This window comes from Nitrospira sp. ND1 (assembly GCF_900170025.1).
Classification (GTDB): Bacteria; Nitrospirota; Nitrospiria; order Nitrospirales; family Nitrospiraceae; genus Nitrospira_A.
The window spans coordinates 2,993,531-3,018,122 of sequence record NZ_FWEX01000006.1 but is presented as its reverse complement, the minus strand read 5'-3'; the positions used below and the strand labels follow the sequence as shown (position 1 = coordinate 3,018,122).

17 protein-coding genes are annotated in these 24,592 nt (G+C 58.8%); 14 read left to right on the top strand and 3 right to left on the bottom strand.

Annotation, left to right across the window (positions count from 1 at the left end):
- Positions 1–30: 30 nt before the first annotated feature.
- The 13 genes from NSND_RS18915 to NSND_RS22240 all read left to right on the top strand — a co-directional run bounded on the left by NSND_RS18915 (position 31) and on the right by NSND_RS22240 (position 21,414).
- Positions 31–1,986, top strand: coding sequence for an ATP-binding protein (locus tag NSND_RS18915; RefSeq protein WP_080880471.1), 1,956 nt, complete (start codon positions 31–33; stop codon positions 1,984–1,986).
- Entirely contained in the window at positions 1,958–3,349 is a 1,392-nt protein-coding gene (locus NSND_RS18910; RefSeq protein ID WP_080880470.1) for a sigma-54-dependent transcriptional regulator, read from the top strand. The genes NSND_RS18915 and NSND_RS18910 overlap by 29 nt, the downstream gene beginning before the upstream one ends.
- Positions 3,350–3,431: 82 nt before the next feature.
- Complete coding sequence (locus NSND_RS18905; protein ID WP_080880469.1) at positions 3,432–4,574, top strand: sensor histidine kinase; 1,143 nt, start codon at positions 3,432–3,434, stop codon at positions 4,572–4,574.
- Positions 4,571–5,215 carry a response regulator gene (locus tag NSND_RS18900; protein ID WP_080880468.1) on the top strand — a complete coding sequence of 215 codons (645 nt, stop codon included), beginning with the start codon at positions 4,571–4,573 and terminating at the stop codon, positions 5,213–5,215. The genes NSND_RS18905 and NSND_RS18900 overlap by 4 nt, the downstream gene beginning before the upstream one ends.
- A 1,005-nt stretch (positions 5,216–6,220) precedes the next feature.
- Positions 6,221–7,666, top strand: coding sequence for a TolC family protein (locus NSND_RS18895; RefSeq protein ID WP_080880467.1), 1,446 nt, complete (start codon positions 6,221–6,223; stop codon positions 7,664–7,666).
- A gap of 62 nt (positions 7,667–7,728) precedes the next feature.
- A complete protein-coding gene (locus NSND_RS18890; protein ID WP_235000312.1) occupies positions 7,729–8,895 on the top strand; it encodes an efflux RND transporter periplasmic adaptor subunit in 1,167 nt (388 codons plus the stop codon).
- Positions 8,896–8,899: 4 nt separating this feature from the next.
- On the top strand, positions 8,900–12,031 hold the full coding sequence (locus NSND_RS18885; protein WP_080880465.1) for an efflux RND transporter permease subunit: 3,132 nt from the start codon (positions 8,900–8,902) through the stop codon (positions 12,029–12,031).
- A 189-nt stretch (positions 12,032–12,220) separates the two neighbouring features.
- Positions 12,221–12,535, top strand: coding sequence for a quaternary ammonium compound efflux SMR transporter SugE (sugE, locus tag NSND_RS18880; protein ID WP_080880464.1), 315 nt, complete (start codon positions 12,221–12,223; stop codon positions 12,533–12,535).
- 41 nt (positions 12,536–12,576) lie between these two features.
- On the top strand, positions 12,577–13,764 hold the full coding sequence (locus NSND_RS18875; RefSeq protein WP_080880463.1) for a calcium:cation antiporter: 1,188 nt from the start codon (positions 12,577–12,579) through the stop codon (positions 13,762–13,764).
- Positions 13,765–13,953: 189 nt separating this feature from the next.
- Positions 13,954–15,375, top strand: a complete 1,422-nt coding sequence (locus NSND_RS18870; protein WP_080880462.1) for a sigma-54-dependent transcriptional regulator — start codon at positions 13,954–13,956, stop codon at positions 15,373–15,375.
- Positions 15,376–15,861: 486 nt separating this feature from the next.
- Complete coding sequence (locus NSND_RS18865; protein WP_080880461.1) at positions 15,862–19,305, top strand: molybdopterin-dependent oxidoreductase; 3,444 nt, start codon at positions 15,862–15,864, stop codon at positions 19,303–19,305.
- 108 nt (positions 19,306–19,413) lie between these two features.
- Complete coding sequence (locus tag NSND_RS18860) at positions 19,414–20,703, top strand: 4Fe-4S dicluster domain-containing protein (protein WP_080880460.1); 1,290 nt, start codon at positions 19,414–19,416, stop codon at positions 20,701–20,703.
- A 495-nt stretch (positions 20,704–21,198) separates the two neighbouring features.
- On the top strand, positions 21,199–21,414 hold the full coding sequence (locus tag NSND_RS22240; protein WP_080880459.1) for a (2Fe-2S)-binding protein: 216 nt from the start codon (positions 21,199–21,201) through the stop codon (positions 21,412–21,414).
- A 41-nt stretch (positions 21,415–21,455) separates the two neighbouring features.
- Here NSND_RS22240 and NSND_RS18850 read toward each other — a convergent pair whose 3' ends face one another.
- Together NSND_RS18850 and NSND_RS18845 are read right to left on the bottom strand one after the other, a co-directional pair.
- Positions 21,456–22,067, bottom strand: a complete 612-nt coding sequence (locus tag NSND_RS18850; RefSeq protein ID WP_159450881.1) for a flavodoxin family protein — start codon at positions 22,065–22,067, stop codon at positions 21,456–21,458.
- Between the two features lie 142 nt (positions 22,068–22,209).
- Positions 22,210–22,395 carry a hypothetical protein gene (locus NSND_RS18845; protein ID WP_080880457.1) on the bottom strand — a complete coding sequence of 62 codons (186 nt, stop codon included), beginning with the start codon at positions 22,393–22,395 and terminating at the stop codon, positions 22,210–22,212.
- Positions 22,396–22,596: 201 nt separating this feature from the next.
- Here NSND_RS18845 and NSND_RS18840 point away from each other — a divergent pair, with 201 nt between their 5' ends.
- The gene (locus tag NSND_RS18840; protein ID WP_080880456.1) at positions 22,597–23,046 is read left to right on the top strand and encodes a DUF192 domain-containing protein; all 450 of its coding nucleotides are present in this window, start codon (positions 22,597–22,599) and stop codon (positions 23,044–23,046) included.
- A gap of 16 nt (positions 23,047–23,062) precedes the next feature.
- Here NSND_RS18840 and NSND_RS18835 read toward each other — a convergent pair whose 3' ends face one another.
- Positions 23,063–24,577, bottom strand: a complete 1,515-nt coding sequence (locus NSND_RS18835; protein ID WP_080880455.1) for a mechanosensitive ion channel family protein — start codon at positions 24,575–24,577, stop codon at positions 23,063–23,065.
- Positions 24,578–24,592 lie beyond the last annotated feature (15 nt).

The following is a 24,592-nucleotide window of genomic DNA, read 5'->3' as shown; positions in this document are numbered from 1 at the left end:
CTACGATGTTGTCGGAGATGAAGACCGCCCTTGAGTGACCTGCTCAGCAATCTGCCCATTGCCCGCAAGCTCTTTCTTGCGTCGGTGATCCCTGCACTCACCGTGCTGCTTCTCAGCGTCTTGACCTACCGCACCGTCACGACGTTCTCCGACGACGAAGGTCAACTCAATGACATTTACTACTCCCAGCGATTGGCCTCGGAGTACCTTCGGCTCGTCGTGGACCTCGAAACAGGGTTTCGCGGTTTCGTGCTCACGAGCCAGGAGCATTACTTGTTTCCCTATCGAACCGCTCAGGACCATGTGCTGAACATCGGCAGGACGCTGGAAGCGCAGGTCTCCGCCTATGACGATCAACGCGCGTTGATCACCTCCGTCCAACAACTCGTCCGGCAGTTCATCGATGAAAAGGAAACCTTGATCGATGCCGTGAAGGCGGAGCATCCCGACGAGGCGCGGCTCTACATCGAGGAGGGCAAAGGGCGAACGTTGATGTTGAAGATTCGCCAGGACATGGGGCGCTTCGAACATCTCGCCCAGACGGCACTGAATACCAAACTCGCGAAACTCGCCCAGGATCGCGACACCATGCTCATGACCATTCTCGGCGGCGGCCTCTTCGCGCTGATCTGCATGGTGGCAGCCTTGCACCTCATCGCCCACTCCATCACGACGCCGCTGGAGCGCCTGGCCAGGGCGGTGGTGGCGTCGGACAGCAATCCGATTCCGCAGGTTCCGGTCATGACAAGAACGGATGAGATCGGAAATCTGTCGCGTGTCATGCACGCCATGAGTTCGGCCATCCATTCTCACATTGCAGCGCTACAACTGTCGGAAGCCAACCTGCGACAGCTCAACCAGGACCTGGCCGGTTCCGAGGCCAAGTATCGCAGTATCGTCGACCATGCCCCCTTCGGCATCTTTACCACCCGCGGAATGACCCTCGTGTTCAGCAATCGATACAACAGCCTCCTCGCGGGACTCGACCCGCGCGAAGAGAAGGACCCCGATGCGGTCCGGCGCGCGATCCACCCGGAGGACCGGGAGCGGGTTATCGAGGAATTCGCGCAGGCGGTGGCGGAGGGACAGCCCTATGAAACGGTCTTCCGGTTTCTCCATCCGGACGGCACTATCAGGAAAGTCTTGAGCCGGCGCATCCCGATTCGCGATCATTCCGGAGAGGTCGTCATGTACCAGGGGTTCAACGTGGACATCACCGCGCTCGACCTCATGCAATCGCGACTGCGGCGGGCCGAGCGACTGGCCACACTCGGGCAAGTGGCCGCAGGCATCGCGCACGAAATCAGAAACCCGCTCGTCGGCATCGGCTCGACCACGTCTCTCCTACTCGACGACACCGATCCAACCGATGCGCGCCGCCCCGATCTGGCCGTCATTCTGCAGGAGACCAAACGCCTCGATCGGATCGTGAACCAGATCATCGACTATGCCCGCCCCCGTGAGATCGTGGCGTTCGCTTTCGACATGGCACAGCTGGTGCAAGAGGTCATGAAGGTCTTGGATGAGCCGCTCACGCGCAAACAGGTGACGATCCGTCTCGCGTCGCCGGACTCCCCCTACACCATTCAGGCCGATCGCGATCAGCTGAAACAAGTGCTGCTCAACGTCCTGCAGAACGCGATCGAAGCCAGCCCCTCCGGCAAGACGATTACCGTCACTCTGGTTCAGCAGGCCCGAGGGGTGGAACCGGGACTGGAAGTCACCGTCGCAGACCGGGGAACCGGGATCAGCCCCACCCACCTCCCGCATGTATTCGAACCGTTTTTCACCAGCGGCAAACCGCGGGGGACAGGATTAGGACTTGCCATCTGCCGTAACATTCTCGAGGCACACGGCGGAGACATTGCCCTGGACAGTGAAGTGGGACGCGGCACCACCGTGCGCGTCTGGGCCCCCTTACGACAACAGCCACCACGAATGCAGGAAGAGGAACAGCATGCAGGCCACGATTTACGTCACGGATGACGAACCAGCCATTCGATCCGCCATCGTCAAACGCCTTTCGCGACGCCACCATACCGTGACCGGCTTCGAATCAGGCGAGGATGTGATCCGGGCCGTCACCCAACATGCGCCGGACCTCATCCTGCTGGACTTGAAGATGCCCGGCATGGGAGGCGTCGAAACGCTCCGGCAGCTCCGCCCGATCGCGCCCCAGACGCTGATCATCATGCTGACGGCCTATGGCACAGTGGAAGATGCGGTCGAAGCGATGCGGCTGGGCGCCTACGATTTCCTGATCAAGTCGGTCGACCTCTCCGGTGTCGACCCTGTCGTCGATCGCGCGATCGAATTCCTCACCCTGCGCCACCGGGTCGAATTTTCGCTTGAAGACCAAAACAGCGCGTACGCGCTCTCCAATATCGATGCGCGCAGTCCGGCGATGCAGCTCCTGCTCGGCCAGGTTCGGGATGTAGCGGAGAACGCCAAATCCACCGTGCTGCTCCAAGGCGAAACGGGCACCGGCAAGGAGTTCCTCGCGCGGGTCATCCATTGCAATAGCCCGCGCGCGTCCGGCCCCTTCGTCGCGGTGAATTGCACGGCCATTCCGAGGGAGCTCTTTGAAAGCGAGCTGTTCGGACACGAGCGGGGCGCCTTCACCGGCGCCCATCAGCGCAAACGCGGGTTGCTGGAGAAGGCCGAAGGCGGGACGTTGTTTCTGGACGAAATCGGCGACCTGGACCCGGCCATGCAAGCGAAGCTGCTCCGCGTGCTGCAGGAACGCACCTTCAGGCGCGTGGGCGGCACGGAAGACCTCTCCGTAGACTTCCGCTTGATGACCGCCACCAATCGCGACCTCAAGAAGGACACGGCGCGCGGCAGCTTCCGGGAAGATCTCTTCTTTCGCCTGAACGTGGTGACCTTCGAACTCCCGCCCCTGCGCGTCCGCACGGAGGATATTCTCCCGCTTTCCATGCAGGCCATGCTGCGATTCGGCAAAGAGTTCGGCAAGGAGGTCCTCGACATCGAACCCGAGGCGCAAGAACTCCTGCAGCGATACAGCTATCCGGGCAATATTCGCGAACTCCAGAACATCATCGAACGCGCCATGATTCTCTGCCACGACAAAACCTTGACCGCCGGCTGCCTCCCGCGCGAATTGCGCGAGCAGGCCCCGCACATCGCCGTGGCCATGGCGCAAGGCGAGCACCCCTCCCTTCGCATTGAGATGGTGCTGGGACAACAGACGCTGGCCGATATCGAGTCGGCCCTGATCGAGGAGGTCGTGCGCCTCTCGGATCACAACAAAACCCTGGCCGCCAAACATCTTGGATTGACGCGGTTCGCCCTGGATCGGCGCCTCAAGAAGCAAATGGAACAGGACTGAGCATGCAGGCGGCAGGGAGTGCATTCCGGGGTTGAACCGCGTCACTCGGGAACGGATAATGGACACATGAATCAGGCAGGCGATGGCCGGCAAGCATAAGAGCTGGATTCTTCCAGGCATCGTCGGATTGACCTGCGGCCTCTTTGCGCTCGATCTGTTCATGCCGCTCGGGGTCGCCATCGGCGCACTCTACGCCGGAATTGTGTTGCTTGCCTCATTCTCTCCGAATCCGCAACTTCCGCTGCTCACCGCCGCAGGCGCCACCGGGCTGCTCATTATGGGAGCCGTGGGAGGCCCTCGCCTGAACAGCATTCCGCTGTGGGTGGGAGTCACCAATGCCTCCCTCGGTCTCGTCGTCGTCTGGATCTCGGCCGTGCTGCTGCGACAACGGCATCATGCGGAGATTCGACTCCGTCAGGCGAAGGACGAACTTGAAGCGCGCGTCGCCGCCCGCACCAGGGAATTGGCCGACGTGAACCACACCCTGTTGCGTGAAATCTCTGAACACGTCGAGACGGAGGAGTCCCTGCGCGCCAGCGAACACGATCTCGCCACCAGCCGGCAGGAATTGCGGGACCTGGCTGCCCGACTGCTCACCGCCCAGGAGGAGGAACGCCGCCGTATCTCCCGGGATCTCCATGACGACATCAACCAGCGGCTGGCCATGCTGATCGTCCAAGCCGAGTCCCTGGAGAGCAACCTCCCCCATTCGGCGAGCGACTGCAGCAAAGAGCTGCGCTCGATCCAGGATCGACTCACTGAGCTCTCGGACGACGTGCGCCATCTGGCCTATCAGTTTCATCCGTCCATCCTGGACGACCTGGGCCTGACCGTCGCCTTACAGCGCCTGGTCGATGAATGCGCGGCACGCGCGAACCTTCAGGCCTCATTCGAAGCGTCGCCCCCGCTACCGGCCGTGCCGCAAACCGTTGCTACCTGTCTCTACCGCATCGCCCAGGAGAGTCTGGCGAATGTGATGAAACATGCGAGGGCGAATAAGGTGATCGTTTCCCTCGCCTCGACGGCCGATGCCATCACGCTCACCGTGCAGGATGACGGAGTCGGTTTTGACACGCAGCAACTGGCGAACAGCCATCGCGGTCTCGGCCTGATCAGCATGGCAGAGCGCCTCCGTCTGGTCCGCGGCACCGTCACCATCGATTCGATCCCTCACCAGGGCACACGCCTCTACATCAAAGTACCGCACGCGGAGGTTCCCGTATGACCACGCCCCCTCGAGTGTTGCTGGCCGACGACCATACACTGGTACTGGAAGGATTCCGGCGAATCGTGGAACAACGTTGTGAGGTCGTGGGGGCGGTCGAAGACGGCCGCGCGCTCCTCGACGCGGCCACGCGGCTGCGCCCCGACTTGATTCTGCTGGATATCTCCATGCCGTTATTAAATGGAGTCGATGCCGCGCGCCAATTAAAGAAGCTGCTGCCCGACGTGAAACTCATCTTCGTCACCATGCATGCGGACCCGGCCTATGTGAGCGAGGCCTTCAAGGCCGGGGCATCAGCCTACCTGCTCAAACGATCCGCGGCCAGAGAACTGGAGCAAGCCATCGACTCCGTCATGAAGGGACAGTATTTCGTCACCTCCCTGCTGACCAAGGATCTGGTCACGACCCTCTCCGCAGGGCAGGCCGGCCTGTTTGCACAACGACAGGAACTGACGCCGCGCCAGCGGGAAGTGCTGCAGCTCATTGCCGAGGGACGCACCATCAAGGAAATCGCCTCGCTGCTGAATATCTCACCGAAAACCGTCGAGTTTCACAAAGCCCAGATCATCTTTCATCTCAACCTTCGCACCACCGCAGAACTGACGAAGTACGCGCTTGCGCACGGGCTGACATCGGCCTAACCAGGACTATTTATGAATACCTGCTCCGTCGGCCGATCCTCCCGCCCGGCGGGGCCGTTCTCGTTCGACCTCCTCGACGGACTGCACGTACGCCTGCGTCGGTCTCCAGCGCCTCGCGACGGCATTCATGAATAATCCGGGCTCGTCGCTCAACTGAGGTCAGCCTCGATTCCAGCCGGCTCGGATTCATCGCTAAAATCGGCCTCGGGACATTTCACCTCCGACCTAGGATATCGCCTAGTTGTCTCTCCTCTTCACGTTCGTTACCCTGCGTGCATATGTTTCGCCGTTCCCCATGCCTGTCCGTCATGCTGGCTCGGTACGGTCGAAGGAGGTCTGGGCGATGGACTCCGCAGCCACACAATGCCAGGTTTGCTGGCGAGTGCGGGATAACGGGACCGAAGGAAGCTCCTGTGCGGTATGGTCAGACCTGCAGACGTTCATGGACAACCACGATGTGACATCGCATGGCCCGAGCTTGTCCGAAGGGTATTGCCCCCAGTGCGCCACCTTGTATCGTCGACTCACACAAGAACATCTCTACGACGCATAACAGATCCATACCTGATACGACCGGGTGCTGCTTCGCGCAGGTGAGCCGCAACCGCGTTGTCGGCCGGTCATTACGAAGACCCCGTCCATTGCTGATCCGAAAGCGACAGTGGATCGGTTACAGAGGAATGTTCTCAACCAGATGCATCGGACCAGATATTCGACCTGCTCGCCAGGCCGACTCCATCGAACCGCACAGGGCTGGACTCGCTTCATCGCAAGTCATTGGGAGACCCCTCCTACACCACACAGTCTGTACGCTCGCTGGAACCACCGGCCTGGCATCCATTCCTGCCTTCTCCCCACTGTACCTCGCGACCCACGCTCCTGCGCGTTTGATCGACTTCGCTCCGGGAAGGTGCTACGTTGTCTGAAGCAGGACAACGGACATCGCGAAGTTGTGACGCACCGTTTAGTGACGGGGGCAGTTCTGCGGAGGGAGGACGTGCGACGATGAACTACGCAGATCGACGCGGACCGATTCAGGCGCCGCAGCAGCAATCAAAGGCCGGAGACCGTCGGGTATGTGGGCCACCACTCAGCGCGGTCTCCCTTCCTCAACGATCCACGCCATGGGACGGACGACCGGAGCCGGCGCTCGGACTCAACGCGAGAATCGACGCCTTCGGGCTCCTTGCGTGTCTATTCGTCATGCTCTTGAGTCCGGCTGCCAGCCGTGCCGGCGACCGGGCGAGCGCGCCGCCCCCGGGATCGTCCGATCCGGTCTATTCGCTGGAGGCAGTGCTGGATTTCGCGTTGACGCGTAATCCGACGGTTGCCAGCGCGGAGGGCACCATCGACCAGAACCGTGGACAGCAGGTCGCCGCGTACACCTACCTTAACCCTTCGGTCAGCGCCAACAGCGGCGTCGGCAGAATGCGCGACCTCGGGCTCTTCGATCCGTCGGTGCGCGAGCGGGTGACGGAATTCAATCTGAGCGTCGGACAACCGATCGAGTGGCCATCAAAGCGCGCGGCCCGCCAGCGTGCCAGTGAGGCCGGCGTCGCCGCCGCCTCAGCCGGACTGGCGGAAACCCAGCTCAATTTGGTCGCCGACGTCAAGGTCGCCTTTTACGACCTTCTCCTGGCGCAACGCGCGCTGGTCCTCGCACAGCAGAATCTGGCCACCGTGGAGGATGTCGATAAGGCGGTACGGACCAGGGTACGCCTTGGGGAAAGTCCGCAGTTCGAAGCGATCCGCTCCGGAGTGGAAGTATTGAAAGCCAATCAGTCACTGACCAGAGCGGCCAATCGAGTGCGGGTCAATCGGGTGATGCTCGACACCCTCACGGCCGGTTCACTCGGTCCCACATACGCCATCGACGGGCAACTGCACCGTGTGGGCCCGGGATTCGGCATCGACATTCTGACCGAACGCGCACTCACCCAACATCCGACGATCGTGCGCCTGCGCAAGTCGGTCGAACAGGCCGACCATAGCCTGGAATTCGAACGACAGGCCCGTGTCCCCAATATCACGATCGGAGGCAGCTACTGGCGGGAAATCGGTCGGGAAGCCTTCACCGGCGGCGTCACATTCCCCACTCCCGTGTGGGATCGGCGACAGGGCGAAATCATCTCGGCCTTCGGAAGTAAACGGAAAGGCGAAGCTGAATTTCTTCGTGCGCGAAATGAACTGATCCGGAACGTCAGCCAGCATTTCCAGGATGCGAAAACGACTGCGGATATGATCGAGGTCTATGAAAAGGGGCTCTTGAAACAAGCCGATGAAGCGCTACGAATCGCGAAGTTCAGCTTCCAGCAAGGGGCATCGAGCCTCATCGAAGTACTCGACGCCCAACGGGTGCAGCGTCAGATTTTGTTAGACTATGCCCAGGCCCAGTTCGATCTCTCCATGTCACTCGCGCTCCTGGAACGCGCCGTGGGAGGCGCCATCTGATGCAACATACTCCACAACCTACGACTCGATCGAGATCATTCCGACGGAAACGTGACCGGCCATTGGCCCTGACGATGCTGGCCGGCACGCTTGCGTGGTTCGCCTTGTCCGGATGCGATGGACCTCCACCCAACGCGACTGGGGCCAACCCGCCCCCATCCGTCGACAAGAGCCTGGTCCGGTTGACCACCGAGGAAATTAAATCGGCGGGCATCATCGTCCAACCCGTTACACGCTCAGAGTTTCGCACGATCCGTGACTTCCCCGGCACCGTCGAACCGAATGAACATGCCTTAGCCGAAATCACCACGCTCGTCCGCGGGCGGGTCATCGACGTCTACGCCGACCTCGGCAGAGAAGTGAAGGGAGGGACCCTGCTGGCTCTGCTCTATAGCAGCGAACTGGGTATGGCGCAATCGGCTTATCTGAAAGCTACGGCCAAGCTCAACGTCGCCGAGCGCGCCTTCCGCCGGGCGGAATTGCTCTTGAAAGAAAAGGTCATCGGCGTGGCCGAGTTGCAACGACGCGAAGGAGAAATGCTCAGCCTTCGGGCCGAGCTGCGAGAGGCCCGCGACCGCCTCTTGATCCTGGGTCTCACGGATGAAGACCTGCGCAACTTAGATCGCAATCACACGATCCGCTCACACGTTCCGGTGGTGGCTCCCTTCGACGGCCGCATCATCGCTCGTAACTTAACCAAAGGCGAGGTCGTGGAAACCACGGAAAAACTGTTCGTGGTTGCCGACCTCACGGATGTCTGGGTGACGGCAGTCATTCCCGAGAAAGATATCCCCTACATCCGGCCCGATCAGACAGGAACAGGTCAATCGGTGGAGGTCCATGTGGCCGCCTATCCCGGACAAGCCTTCCAAGGGCGCATCACCTATGTCGGAGACGTGCTCGACCCCGCGACCCGGACGATGCGTCTTCGGCTGGAATTGCCGAATCCCGAGCGTAAGCTCAAACCCGCCATGTATGCCACCGTGCGCGTCTATTCCGAACCGGAGGCGAACGCGCTTCTCATTCCCGAGTCCGCTGTTCAACGCGACCGTGACCGGCAATTCGTCTTTGTCGAACGCGAGCCCGCCATATTCGAGGCGCGCGATGTGAAATTAGGCAGTTCGAACGGCCGTGAGATTAAGGTGCTGGACGGACTGCTGGAGGGAGAATCCATCGTGACGAACGGCGCCTTCGTGCTAAAATCCGAACTGCTCGGGGAACAGATGTAACCCGATGCTGTCTACTCTTCTGGCTTTCGCTCTCCGTCAACGTGTCTTGGTTGTCGTCATGGCATGCATCCTGACCGTCGGAGGCGTCTATGCCTTCCGGACCATCGCCATTGACGCCTTCCCGGACGTCACCACCGTGCTGGTTCAGGTCGTCACGAAAGTGCCCGGCATGTCTCCGGCGGAGGTGGAACGTTTCGTCACCTTCCCCATGGAACTCCAGCTCATGGGGGCGCCGGGGCTGACGGATATTCGCTCGTTTTCAAAGGTCGGCCTGTCGATGATCACCGTCGTCTTCAAGGACGATATCGATATTTATTTGGCCCGGCAGGTCGTGCTCGAACGAATATTGGAAATCCAAGAGCTGCTGCCGCCTGGCTCCTCATCGCAATTGGTTCCGAACACCACCGGATTGGGGGAAGTCTACCAATTCTTTCTTGAGGGACCGCACGACAACGACAAAGACTTCGTGATGAGCGATTCGGACCTTATGGAGCGGCGGACCATTGAGGACTGGGTCATTCGACCGCTGCTCAAAGGGCTACCCGATGTGGTGGATGTGAATTCCCTGGGAGGGTTCGTCAAACAGTACCAGGTGATGGTCGAGCCGGGTCTGCTTCGTAAATACGGTCTGGCGCTTCACGATGTGTTCGATGCCGTGGCGAAGAACAACGCGAATGCCGGCGGGAACATCCTGGAGAAAGACGACGAAAAATATGTGATTCGCGGTGTCGGGCTGATCAAGACGCTCGAAGACATCGACCACATCGTCGTCAAACAGGTGGGTGGTACCCCCGTCTACGTTCGGGATGTGGCGGAGGTCCGGATCGGGCACGCCGTCCGGCACGGCGCCGCCGTGCTGAATGGAAAACATGAAGTGATCACCGGCATCGTGCTCATGCTGCGTGGCGGCAATGCCCGGGACGTGGTGCAATCCATCAAGGACAAAATCTCAGAGATTCATCACAAACGCCTGCTGCCTGACGGATTGCGCATCATTCCATTTTACGACCGAATCGAACTGATTACGGCAGCGCTGGATACCGTCTACAAAGCGCTGCTTGAGGGCATTGTGCTCGTGGTCGTCATTCTCTTTCTGTTTCTTGGCAACGTACGAAGCGCCCTCATCGTGACCGCCACACTGATCGTGACGCCGCTGGTCACCTTCATCATCATGGACCAGGTTGGACTGACGGCCAATCTCATGTCACTCGGCGGACTGGTTATCGCTATCGGCATGATGGTCGATGGCTCAGTCGTGGTGGTAGAGAATGTGTATCGGCACCTCGCCGAACAGCGAGACGACCGCCTCAGTAAAACCGAGGTCATTTTACATGCCGTCACCGAAGTCGGACAACCGGTGATTTTCGGCATCCTGATCATTATCCTTGTCTTCCTTCCGATTCTGACGCTGCAGGGCATGGAAGGAAAAATGTTTCAGCCGCTCGCCAATACGATCATCATCGCGTTACTGGTGTCCTTGGTCTTGTCGCTGACTCTTTCCCCTGTTCTCTGCGCGATGGCACTGAAGCGAGGAACGGAAGAGGACACGTTCCTGCTCCGCTGGGCCAAATGGGCCTATCTCCCGACATTACGCTGGGCGATGGGGCATCGCGTCACCGTGCTGACCATCGCACTCGGGCTTCTGGGCGCCAGCCTGTCCCTGTTTCCCTTCCTCGGAGGAGAGTTTATTCCCATCTTGAATGAGGGGGCGATTTCGCCCCAGACCATTCGTTATCCGAGCATCGCGCTGGATCGATCTATCGAGATTGAAAAAGAGATGCAACGCGCCGTGATGGAGTTTCCCGAAGTGCGCATGGTGGTGTCCAAGATCGGCCGCTCGGAGATGGGAAACGATCCTCAGGAACCCAATGCCAGCGATCCGGTCGTGAGTCTCCGTCCTATGGACGAATGGACCACCGCCAAGACCAAATCGGCCTTGGACAATGCCATCCGCAAACGCATTGAAAAAGTGCCCGGAGCCAATTATCTGCTGAGCCAACCGATCCAACAACGCGTGGATGAGCTGCTGTCCGGCGTCCGATCGGAAGCCACCATAAAAATACTCGGAGACGATCTGTCGGTGCTGAGAAGTACGGCGGAAAAGATTCAAACCATCATGGCATCGGTCAGGGGCGTGGGCGATGTGCGGGTCGAACAACTCTTCGGCCAGACCTACCTCACCATCGACATCGATCGCAGCAAGATCGCTCGCCACGGTATCAATGTCGCCCATATTCAGGAAATTATTACCACGGCGATCGGGCAAGAACCGGCAACCCGCGTCTATGAGGGAAACAAACGATTCGATCTGACCTTGCGGTATCCTGAAAAATACCGAAACAGCGTCGACACGATTAAGAACATCCTGCTGACTACGGCCTCCGGTGCCCTGATTCCGCTCGGAGATCTCGCCACGGTCGAGCTGCAAGAAGGACCCTCATTGATCAGTCGCGAGGGCCTGCAGCGCCGGATCTATGTCGGGTTCAACACCCTCGGCCGAGACATCGAAAGCGTCGTTGCAGAAGCGCAAGCCAAAATCGGGGAACAGATCCATCTACCGGCCGGCTATCACTTTGTCTGGGGAGGCTCGTTTGAAAACATGCAGCGAGCCATGGCACGGTTAAAAATCATCTTACCGATCACGATCGGCTTGATCTTCATCCTCTTGTTTGCCTCGTTTAATTCCGTCCGCCATGCGGCGCTGATCATCATGAATCTGCCGTTCGCGATGATCGGCGGGATCGTGGCACTCTGGCTGACGGGTGAATATTTGAGTGTGCCGGCTTCCGTGGGGTTCATCAATTTGTTCGGCGTGGCGGTGCTCAACGGAATTGTGCTGGTCTCCTACTTCAACAAGTTGCGTGCGGATGGCCTTCAGGGCGACGAGGCGATCATCAAAGGTTGCACACTTCGACTCAGGCCTGTTCTCATGACTGCATTGGTCGCCCTCCTCGGTTTGATGCCGCTGGCGTTCGCGCATGGGATCGGATCGGAAGTCCAACGTCCCCTCGCCGTGGTCGTCATCGGCGGGCTCGTCAGTTCCACGCTCCTGACCCTGGTCGTTTTGCCTGTACTGTACAAATGGCTTGATCGTCCCGATAAACCGGCAGCGCTCGAAACGGAACCCGCCCGCTGACGACTGTCCATCTACTGAGAATGCGTCTCCCGTATTCCATTCAGTCGCCCCGCTCGATGTCCCTAGTGATATGCCGAGGTTACTCGGAAGAGATGATCGTGTACCATCTCTAGCCTGGGAGTGTTTCCATGTTGACGTTGATGCTCCCTCTCTAAGTCATACGTCACGAAGGTCGATGTAACCGAAACTATGGCGTGGACTTTACTGTGTGTCGCCGGACTCTTTGAAATCTGTTGGGCCATCGGGTTGAAGTACACCGAAGGATTTACCCGGCCGTGGCCCACAGTCGGAACATTGGTCGCCATGGCAGCGAGCTTCGGCTGCCTGGCGCACGCCTTGAAAACAATCCCCGTGGGAACCGGGTATGCGGTATGGACCGGTATCGGCGCGGCAGGCACCGCTGTCCTCGGCATGGTCCTCTTTGCAGAAACTGCCTCGGCCATCAAAGTGCTCTCGTTGCTCTGCATCGTACTCGGCATCATCGGACTCAGAAGCACTTCCTGAGCCAGGCGGCAGCGATGTTCATTGGCGGATTCACGTAGACCATGTTGCCACTCACTACACCCACTCAGCACGAATCTCCGTTACTCCACTTCCCGAATCGCAACACCCCGAAGCCGACCGGCTGGACGCTTGGAGAGTGGCTCCTGCTCCTGCCTGTCGGAACTGCCGCCCTGTTCTTTCACTATGGCCATGAGTGGCTGAGCGACCTCTCTAGTCCCGTTCGATTGAGCGCCATCCTCGGCTGGCTCCTGCTCGTGATTATTCTCTCCGCCTTTGCCGTTCTTCGTCATGCGGAGCACCTTGCAGAGCGGCTCGGCGAACCGATGGGAACCGTGATTCTGACCTTGTCGGTCACCGGGATCGAAGTGATGATGATCACGGCCTTTATGTATACGGGCAACGGGAATGCGTCGCTGGCGCGTGACGCCATGTTTGCGGTGGTCATGATCGTACTGAACGGCATGGTCGGCCTCTCGCTCCTGCTCGGCGGCCTGCGGTATCACGAACAGACCTACAACCTACAAGGGGCGAACGCGTTCCTCGCGGTCATTGTCCCGCTGGCGGTGTTGGGGCTCGTGCTGCCGAGTTATACGATTTCCTCACCCGGTCCGACATTTTCCCCCCATCAATCCACCTTTCTCATCGTGATGTCCTTGGGGTTGTATGGTGTGTTTCTCGCGATTCAAAATCTGCGCCACCGCGACTACTTCGTGGCACCCCGGAGCCAGAGCAAGCGAAAAATGGCCTTGCTCCATCAGACTGAACAGGCCCCGAAGACACCTGTCTGGCGCCATACACTCCTCCTGGTGGCCTACCTGCTCCCGCTCGTCATTCTCTCGGAACATGTGGCGACACCGATCGATTACACACTTCGCCTATGGAAGGCCCCCCACGCGTTAGGCGGTGTGCTGGTGGCCGGGTTGGTGCTGGCTCCCGAATCTCTTGGCGCGGTCCGGGCCGCTCTGGCCAATCAATTGCAGCGCTCCGTCAATATTCTCCTTGGATCGGTGCTCGCGAGTATCAGCCTCACCATTCCTGCCGTCCTCGCTATCGGCTTCTTTACTGAATCCACCATCATTCTCGGGATCGACACAGTCGATACCATCCTCCTGGTCCTGACCTTCGTGGTCAGCATGCTGACCTTTGCCGTCAGACGCACCAATGTCCTGCTCGGAGCCGTCCACCTGCTCCTGTTCCTGGCCTACCTCATGCTGATTTTTGAGAAATAGCGTCGGGATACGGCCCTGCTTGGAGTGGGCCACGGAGTTGATTTGCCTCGCCTTCGCCTCCTAAGATACGGGCCAGAGGACAGCAATTCACGCAACGCACTCATGGCCGACCCCGGGCCAGTCTGAACCGCACCAGATCAAAAAACCATTGCTGTGAGCGGACTGTAGGAGTTTCCGAGAAAGACACGCATGTCAGGCACCAAGCACAAAGTCTTCACGATCCTGCTGGTCGAGGACGACGCGGGCGACGTGGACATGTTCTTGCGCACGGTCGAGCATGAACTGCCCCGCCATGAGGATGAGCAGGTCACGCTGGTCATCAACGCCACGGCCGAGGGCGCGCTGGAGCGGCTGCAACAGCAACCGATCGATCTGATCATTGCCGACGTGCGGCTGCCGGGCATGAGCGGAATCGAACTCCTGCGGCGGGTACAGGACCTGAACCGGCGTATCCCCGTCATCATCGTCAGCTGGGTCCATGCGATCGAGACGGTCATTGACGCGATGCGCCATGGAGCATTCGACTACATCGTGAAGCCCTACGACACGATGGATCTGTCGGCGCGCATTCATCGGGCCATGCGCATGTCGGAAATCCTCCTGCAGGCCTCACCGGACGAGCCTGCCGCGCCACGCATTCCCTTCAAGAACCTGGTGGGTGTGAGCTCCCCGATCAGAAACGTGATGGCCATGATCGAAGCCATCGCCCGGGTCCCCTCCACCACACTGATCATCGGGGAAACCGGCACGGGTAAGGAATTGATCGCCAAGGCGATTCACGAGCGCAGTCTCGATAGCGATGGCCCGTTCCAGGTTGTCGACTGCACCACCTTCTCGGAAGGCACCGTGGAGAGTGAGTTGTTCGGCCATGTCCGCGGCGCATTCACCGGCGCAGTGGCGGACCGAACCGGCTTGATCGAGTCAGGCAGCCACGGCACCGTCTTTCTCGACGAAATCGGCGACCTCCCCGCCAATCTGCAGGCGAAACTCCTGCGTGTGCTGGAAGCCGGGGAAGTGCGGGCGGTCGGCAGCACCCAGCAGCGGAAGGTGAACGTCCGCTTTATCGCCGCGACCAATCAGGACCTGGCTGAGAAGGTAAAGCGGAACGAGTTCCGGAAAGACCTGTTCTTTCGCCTCAATGTCATGGTGATCCGCGTCCCGCCTCTCCGTGAACGGACGGAAGATATCCCCGTGCTCGCCCGACACTTCATTGCACGCTATGCCAAGGAGTTTACGAAACGCGTGGAGGATCTCCATCCCTCCGCCGTCACAGAGCTCGTCGCTTACCCATGGCCGGGGAATGTCCGGGAATTACGAAACGTGATGGAACGGGCGGTCATGCTCGCCAAGGGCGACCGCATCGGTATCGCGGATGTAGCCGGCATGCTCGCCGTGCCAGACGAGCGACAGCGCGAGGCCCCCGAAGAAGACTATCTTCACCTGCCGTATGCAAAAGCCAAGGAACAGGTACTGGAAGCCTTCAACCAACGGTACATCTCGACCAAACTGACGATCCATCAGGGGAACGTCACCCATGCCGCCCAGGACGCCGGACTGCCACGTTCCTACTTCCATGAGATCATGCGCCGCTATACAAAAGACGAAAAATAGCGGTGTCAGCAAAGCATGACACCCGCCCACGCGAAAACAATATAAGCAATTGTTTTCATTGAATAAACCAACAATAAACCTGCGCGTCCGTGTTTACAGACACAGATAAATCTTTATATTTCAATATCTTAGTCCGTACATCCCCCATAGTAGTCAGCAGTTACTGACCCCTGAGTTTTCGTCATCCATTGCCCTTCTCTTCCCCATCCCAAGATGAATCTCAACATATTGATTTTATTAATTTCAATGCCTCATTACCAAGACGAAACGGAGCCACATTTTTGGCCATCGTCGGCACGTGAATTGTAATACTCCTACATCGCGAGCGAATGTCCGCTCGACAATTTCGAATTGCGAGGGGCGAATGTTTCCAATTCGACACACGGAAAGGAGGTACTCCAGACAAGATTGCATCCACGTGAGTGTAGTGAGGTTGTACGAACAGGTGCATGAGGGACTCATGTGCCTCACAAGGAGGTAGCTATTATGCAGGTTTCCGTTTCACGGAGACAGTTTCTCAAAATCTCGGCGGGAACCGTCGCGGCCGTGGCCGTGGCGGATAAAGTCCTCGCGTTGACCGCGCTGCAGCCGGTCATCGAGGTTGGGAACCCGCTGGGTGAGTACCCGGATCGGTCCTGGGAGCGTGTGTATCACGACCAGTACCGGTACGACTCATCCTTTACCTGGTGCTGCTCACCGAACGACACCCACGGCTGTCGCGTCCGGGCCTTCGTCCGGAACGGCGTCGTCATGCGCGTTGAGCAGAACTATGACCACCAAACCTATGAAGACCTATACGGCAACCGCGGAACGTTCGCGCACAACCCGCGCATGTGCTTGAAAGGCTTCACCTTCCACCGTCGCGTGTACGGCCCCTATCGTCTGAAGGGTCCGTTGATGCGGAAGGGTTGGAAGCAGTGGATGGACGACGGCTCCCCCGAGCTGACGCCCGATGTGAAGCGCAAGTACAAGTTTGACAGCCGCTTCCTGGACGACCTCAACCGGGTCTCCTGGGATACGGCCTTCACCTATGTCGCCAAAGCCGCCGTGCTCATCGCGACGCGCTACAGCGGTGAAGCCGGTGCCCGTCGTCTCCGCGAGCAGGGCTATGCTCCGGAAATGATCGAAATGATGAAGGGTGCGGGCGTGCGGACGTTCAAGCATCGCGCCGGTATGCCGGTGCTCGGCATCGTCGGTAAGATGATGAACACCCGCTTCAACGGCGGATGTCTTCCGTTGCTGGACTCCTGGATTCGCAAAGTCGATGCGGATAAGGCGCAGGGCGGAAAGTACTATTCCAACTACACCTGGCACGGAGACCAGGATCCGTCCCATCCGTTCTGGAACGGGACTCAGAATTGCGACGTCGACCTCTCCGACATGCGCTTCTCCAAGCTGAACACCAGCTGGGGTAAGAACTTCGTCGAGAACAAGATGCCGGAAGCGCACTGGAAGCTCGAGTCGATCGAGCGCGGCGCGCGAATCGTTGTCATTACGCCGGAATACAACCCGACGGCCTACCGCGCAGACTACTGGATTCCTCTGCGGCCGGAGACCGATGGCGCGAACTTCCTCGGCGCTGCAAAGATCATTTTCGATGAGAATTTGCAGGATATCGATTACATCAAGGAATTTACCGACCTGCCGTTGCTCGTACGGACGGATACGCTCCAGTATCTCGATCCGCGCGATGTGATTGCGGATTACAAGTTCCCGGATTTCTCGAAGAGCTATTCGGGACGCATCCAATCCTTGAAGCCCGAGCAGGTGGAACGGCTCGGCGGTATGATGGTCTGGGACCTGGCGAAGGGGAAGGCTGTTCCCCTGCACCGGGAACAGGTCGGCTTCCACTTCAAGGAGAGCGGCATTGATCCGGCCTTGACCGGAACCTTCAGAGTCAAGCTGCTCAACGGCCGCGAGATCGACGTGATGTCGATCTACCAGATGTATCAGGTCCACTTGCAGGACTACGATCTGGACACCACGCACCAGATCACCCGTGCCCCGAAGGACCTCATCGTCCGTTGGGCGCGTGATTCAGGCACGATCAAGCCGGCTGCGATGCATAACGGCGAAGGCGTCTGTCACTATTTCCACATGACGGAAATGGGCCGGGCGGCTGCGTTCATTATGACGATCACCGGTAACATCGGAAAGTTCGGGACGGGCTGCCATACCTGGTCCGGTAACTACAAGGCCGGTATCTGGAACGCCGTTCCTTGGTCCGGCGCGGGACTCGCGGTGCACACCGGTGAAGATCCCTTCAACCTGACCCTGGATCCGAATGCGCACGGCAAAGAGATCAAGACCCGTTCCTACTACTATGGTGAAGAAGTCGGTTACTGGAACCATGGTGATACGGCCTTGATCGTCAACACGCCGAAGTACGGACGCAAAGTGTTCACCGGCAAGACCCACATGCCGAGCCCCAGCAAAGTCCGCTGGGTGACCAACGTGAACATTCTCAACAACGCCAAGCACCACTATGACATGGTGAAAAACGTCGATCCGAACATCGAGATGATCGTCACGCAAGACATCGAGATGACCTCGGACGTCAACCATGCCGACGTGGCGTTTGCTTGTAACTCCTGGATGGAGTTCACCTATCCGGAAATGACTGGCACGGTCTCCAATCCGTGGATTCAGATCTGGAAGGGTGGTATCCGTCCGCTGTACGACACCCGTAACGATGCGGACACCTTCGCCGGCGTCGCAGCCAAGTTGGCTGAAATGACCGGAGATGCGCGGTTCCGCGGCGTGTTCCACTTCGTGTACATGAACCGTGTCGATGTCTATCCGCAGCGGATGCTGGATGCCAGCGCCACCTGCTACGGATACAGCGCTGACGTCATGTTGAAGTCGGAAAAGGGCTGGATGGTCATGGGTCGTACCTATCCGCGCCACCCGCTCTGGGAAGAGACCAACGAGTCCAAGCCCCAGTGGACGCGGTCGGGTCGTATCGAGACCTACCGTATTGAGCCGGAAGCCATCGAATACGGGGAAAACTTCATTTCACACCGGGAAGGCCCGGAGTGTACCCCGTATCTGCCGAATGCGATTTTCTCGAACAATCCGTTCATTCGGCCGGATGACTACGGTATTCCGATCACCGCGCAGCACCATGATGACAAGCACGTGCGAAACATCAAGCTGCCGTGGGCGGAAATCAAGCGGCATCCGAACCCGTTGTGGGAAAAGGGCTACCAGTTCTACTGCGTCACGCCCAAGACCCGGCACCGGGTGCATAGCCAATGGTCGGTGAACGACTGGGTGCAGATTTATGAGTCGAACTTCGGCGATCCGTACCGCATGGACAAACGGACACCGGGTGTCGGAGAACACCAGTTGCACATCAACCCGCAAGCGGCGAAAGACCGCGGCATCAACGACGGCGACTACGTCTTTGTCGACGGTAACCCGGTGGACCGGCCCTATCGTGGCTGGAAGCCGTCGGATCCGTTCTACAAGGTGTCCCGTTTGATGATTCGTGCCAAGTACAACCCGGCGTATCCGTACCACGTCACGATGGCAAAGCATGCCCCGTATGTGGCCACGGCGAAGTCGGTGAAAGGTCACGAGACGCGGCCAGACGGACGCGCCATTGCGGTGGACACCGGCTATCAGTCCAACTTCCGGTACGGCGCTCAACAGTCGTTTACCAGAAGCTGGTTGATGCCGATGCACCAGACCGACTCACTCCCCGGCAAGCACACGATTGCCTGGAAGTTCAAGTGGGGCTATGCCATCGATCACCATGGCATCAACACCGTTCCGAAGGAATGCTTGATCCGCATCACCAAGGCGGAAGACGGCGGTATCGGAGCGCGTGGTCCGTGGGAACCAGTCCGGACCGGGTTCACGCCAGGTCAGGAAAACGAGTTCATGATCAAGTGGCTTAAGGGTGAACATATCAAGATCAAGGTCTAGGACAGAGGTACATAGTCTGAGAGGCACGCCTCTCGGCACTTCGTCCTCGGTGCTTGAAACGAATGCGAACCATTAACTACATGATCATGTTCAGAAGGAGGATTCACAATGCCAGAAGTCTATAACTGGCAACTGGGACGGAAGATGCTGTATCCCTACGAGGAACGGCATCCGAAGTGGCAGTTTGCCTTTGTGTTCAACATCAATCGCTGTTTGGCTTGTCAGACCTGTTCGATGGCCGACAAGTCGACCTGGCTCTTCTCGAAGGGGCAGGAGTACATGTGGTGGAACAACGTGGAAACCAAGCCGTACGGCGGGTATCCGCAGTTCTACGACGTGAAGATCACCCAGCTCATCGAGCAGGTGAACCCGGGCGGCCAGGTGTGGAACGTCCGCGTGGGACGCAAGCACCATGCGCCGTACGGAGTGTTCGAGGGAATGACCATTTTCGACGCCGGCGCCAAAGTCGGGCAGGCGGCGATCGGGTACATCCCCACGGACCAGGAATGGCGGTTCGTGAACATCTATGAAGACACGGCGACCTCGATGCGGGCCCTGGTCGAGAACATCGACAAGTCGGGCTTTACGCGCGACGAACCGTGGCGTCTCTCCGGCAGCAGCTTGCCGGAGCATGAGACGTATTTCTTCTATCTGCAGCGGATCTGCAACCACTGCACCTATCCGGGCTGCCTGGCAGCCTGCCCGCGCAAGGCGATCTACAAGCGGCCGGAAGACGGCATCGTGTTGATCGACCAGAACCGGTGCCGCGGGTACAAGAAGTGCGTGGAACAGTGCCCGTTCAAGAAGCCGATGTATCGGGGCACGACGCGCGTCTCGGAAAAGTGTATCGCGTGTTATCCGCGCATCGAAGGCAAAGACCCGCTGACGGGCGGCGAACCGATGGAAACGCGTTGTATGGCGGCCTGCGTGGGCAAAATCCGCATGCAGTCGTTGATGCGCATCGGGGAAGACGGCCTGTGGGCGGAAGACCGCTGGCATCCCCTGTACTACACGATTCGTGTGGAGCAGGTGGCGCTCCCGCTGTATCCGCAGTGGGGCACCGAGCCCAACGGCTACTACATTCCGCCACGGCATAGCCCACGAGGCTACGCGCGGCAGATGTTCGGCCCGGGCGTGGATAACGCCATCGAGAAGTACCTCGTGCCCAGCCGCGAACTGTTGGCCGTCCTCCAGCTCTGGAGAGCCAGCCAGCAGATCGTCTTCCGGTACGATGTCATTCCGGGTCCGAAAGTGTTTGAAACCCAGATCCACGGGAAGCGGTTCGACATGTACAACGATACCGTGTTGGGCTTCAACAAGTCGGGCAAGGAAGTGGCGCGTATTCAGGTCGAAGAGCCGATCTACATTCGGCCGGCCGAGCGCGTGAACTGGCTGTAAGACTCACACTGACGAGAGAGGGCAACTTCTCTCGTCAGTGAAGGACCGCAGCACAACGAAGGCAGGAAGTTCGAAAGAACTTCCTGCCTTCGTACTTTCAGGCAAGAGGCAGACATTCACAGAGCCGGCGACTGCTCCTATTCAGGCACTTCTCTTACCCAGCAGAACAAAGAGCGCCGAAGCGCAGACGATCACAACGGCTAAGCTGCATACCCCACGAGAACCCCCTTCTGCTTAGTACCCCCCAAGAAACGGCCCGATTCCTCCTCCAGTACCAGGTTTCATCGTCACGGCGAAGCCTTGGATACATTGCGTTTCCCAATATCTGGTCGGGCCATAGGAAACACGCAGCTCATCCCCATCATGGAGGGTATCTGTACAGATGTTGACAGGTCCCCATTTGACCGCTATACTCACCATAGTTGAGAACAGTTATCAGTATCGAGAAATTGAACGCGTCAGACGCCCGCAAGGACAACCGATCATCAGTGGGAGATGCCACTCATGTATGTCTGCTTATGTAAGGGCTTAACGGAATCAGATGTGCGGGCGGCCGGTCGTCAGGGCTTCCTGACCACCAGGCAAATCGTTGCTGAATTCGGCTTGCGCGATAACGGATGCTGCGGCCGTTGCGCGAAGAATATCCACGAACTTGTGTCGCTGGCGAAGAGCCAGATGGAGACTACCTGTCAAAATCCGGTGCGGTCCTAGAATCCCGATTCGGAAGCAATCACCGCCCGCTCGAACCGGCATTATTTTCCCTGTGACTCGAATCCCCTCTTGACCGCACCGGCAACGTCAGCCACCCGCCGACCCAACTCGCGGGCTCCAGTCAGCTCTTGCGCATCAATGCCAGGACTGTCGCCTTCTGTTGTCGCAGAAGCGCCAAACGCACCACCACCGCTGACGACAATCATCTGATTCCCCAGCATCGCCGCAAGGATTGAGAGCATCGTCAGCTCTTTCCCGCTGGAAATCTGGCCGCCGGTTGCAAATGCAGCCCCTACCTTGTTCTTCAATTTGAATTCCGGGAACACGCCGAACTTGAATTGCCAGTCGTCAATAAACGTCTTCACCTCACCGGCCATGTTGGACCAATAGACAGGAGACCCGAGCACAATGGCATCGGCGGCGAATAATTCCTCAGCCGTCACTTTCCCCGCACGCTTCAGGACAACATGCGTCTGGGGCCCCGATCGAGCGCCCTCTGCAACCGCCTCGGCCATTCGCTCGGTGTGCCCGGAAAGAGAGTGATACGCCACCAGCACATTGATCGCCAGCGGGCTATCAGCCGCTCGGCCAATGATCGGCCAGGCCAGAAGACTGCTGACGCACAGAAGCAGCACTCGCCCCAGCTGAATCATGACGCACCTCTCACTGGAGAAGAAAACAACCCTGACATCGGCTGGGCCAGGCCATGAGCGGCCTGGCATGAACTAGTCGCATTTTCGAATCGAGGATTGGGGACTGGATCTCCGGAAAACTCGCCCAACAGAACCGTAGCGCTTACCGGCGAACGGTTTCTTCGTCCATGTGCTCTTCGACGGACACTTGGGTCAACGTTCCGCGATAGTCGCACTTGTGGCAGCGAATTCTGAACTCCTCAATCCACTTTTCCTGCACATATGATTGGCGGCACTTCGGACAGACAAACACGCCTCGCATGTACACCACACGTCGCGTTTCTTTCATGAACAGCCTCCATCCAAGTCAAATAATAGGCCGAGGATGGCATAGGCGCCGACGAAATTGCAACACAGCGTCGCACACTCAGCCCCCGGACACGTTCAGTATCTTGACGGCCCGCGAGGAGCCCGCTAGGATGCAGCCGTGACGCTCGACACAACAGATCGCCTTGATAATACACACTGTCCGGCACTACTGAGACTTGCGATGTGGTGCCTTACAGGTATCACCATGCTGAGTATGACCTGCTTCAGCTTGGCCGCCGATCCGCAGGCCGATACGCTCATTACGGTCAAAACGCCAACCGGTACACTGATCCAGGCGGAATTAGCCGATACGGCATTGAAACGTGCCCAGGGTTTGATGTTTCGAGAGCATCTCGCGGATGACCGCGGCATGCTCTTTATCTTCGGCGACGCCCAGCCCTGGACATTCTGGATGAAAAATACCAAGATCCCACTCGATATCATCTGGATGGACGCAAAGAAAACGATCGTCCATATCGAACGAAACGTCCCCATCTGCACCAGACAGGACGACGGCTGTCCACAGTACCACTCGGATGAAGGTGCGCTGTACGTCTTGGAACTCGGCGGGGGCCGTGCGGCGGCACTGCAGCTTCAACGCGGTATGAAACTGAGCTTCAAACAGCCCTGACCAGCCTTCAACCTGATCACTGCGCCTTGCGCGCACCCCAGAAAAAGTTCTGAATGCGCTCGACGAGGGAACGTGCGTGTGTGACTGCCGAAAGGGCCGCTGCCTCACGAGACAGTTGCGTTTTCGCTGCCGCAGTCGCCGCCTGTCTACGGGCCACCACTTCACCGATGCGCTCGATCAGTCGGCGATCCTCCTGAACAACCTGCAGCAACGACTGCTTCCCGACGGCAATGACCAACAATTCCGTCGCGGCCGATACCGTGGCCGAACGCGGCTCCCCAGTTAACAGAGACATTTCGCCGAAAAACTTCCCCGCTTCAAGCGTTGTCACCGTCGAACTGAGCCCCCCCTGTTCCAACCGCACATCAGCTTTTCCGGAAGCGATGACGTAGAGGACCTCTCCGGGCTCCCCCTGACGAACAACCCGTTCGCCAGGTAAGTAGGACTCCCATCGCGCTTCTTTCGCTAACGCTTCGAGCTGCTTGGCATCCAGCGTACCCAAAAAGTCGACCGCCGCGAGTTGGGCAACCATGCGCCCGACCGCCTGCCCGTTCGCAACGACCTCCGGTTCGACCGTCTGATGCAGCACACGTTGTGGAAAGGGAATCTCGATTCCATTGCGCGCAAAGGCATGCCAAATGTACGTCCGCATCCGGCTCTCGATCATATCCCGCTGTGCGAAATCACTGATCGGAAATTTGATTCGATACTGAATCGCCGATTCGTTAAATGCCGTGACCAGAGCGGTCGCCTTCGGATCCTGCAATACCCCCGGCACCGCCACAGCCGCCTCAAGCAACGTCGCACAGACCTGCTCAGGCGGAGTGCGATAGGCGGCATCGACATACACGTTACAGAAATGCGTCGTGGTGGGCCTGCTGAAATTCGTCACCCCGCTCTGGATCACCAGATCGTTAGGCAGCGAGACGAGATCCTGAGCGCGAGTCAGCAGCGTCACATGCTCCATGCCGATGTGGGTCACCATCCCTTCACGATCAACCACCGTAATCCACTCCCCCACCTTCACAATCTTTCCCAGCTCAATTCCGGAAAAGAAGCGCGTCAGCGTATCTTTCAACGCGACACCGACCATCGCCGCCGCAACGGTCGGCAACGCCACCAGGGCCACGAGGTTGATCCCCATGACCAGCCAGAGGATCAACACTCCGGCAGCCACCACTTCCGCGCCGATGAGCAGCTGCCGGACAATATCGGGGATATAGCGCTGCCCTCGTTCGATCAGCCATTCGCCGATGATCAGGGCATCAAGAATCGTGAAGAGAAAAAAAGAGGCGCCCAGCCAGGCCGCGACATCGAGTCCCGACCGGACAAAGTGCGGACTGTGACTCACGAGTTCGCTGCGGCCGACCAACGCGGCGGTGACGAGCACCAGTGCCACACCGCCGGCATAGAACGGGAGCGGCGGCGCCGACCTGCCGCGTCGAGCCAACAGATAGGTCAGGCCCATCAACACCCCGGCCATGACGGCAAGCATCGCCATCACCGTGCCGACCAGTAGACCGAGGCTCATGCGGATCTCACCTGA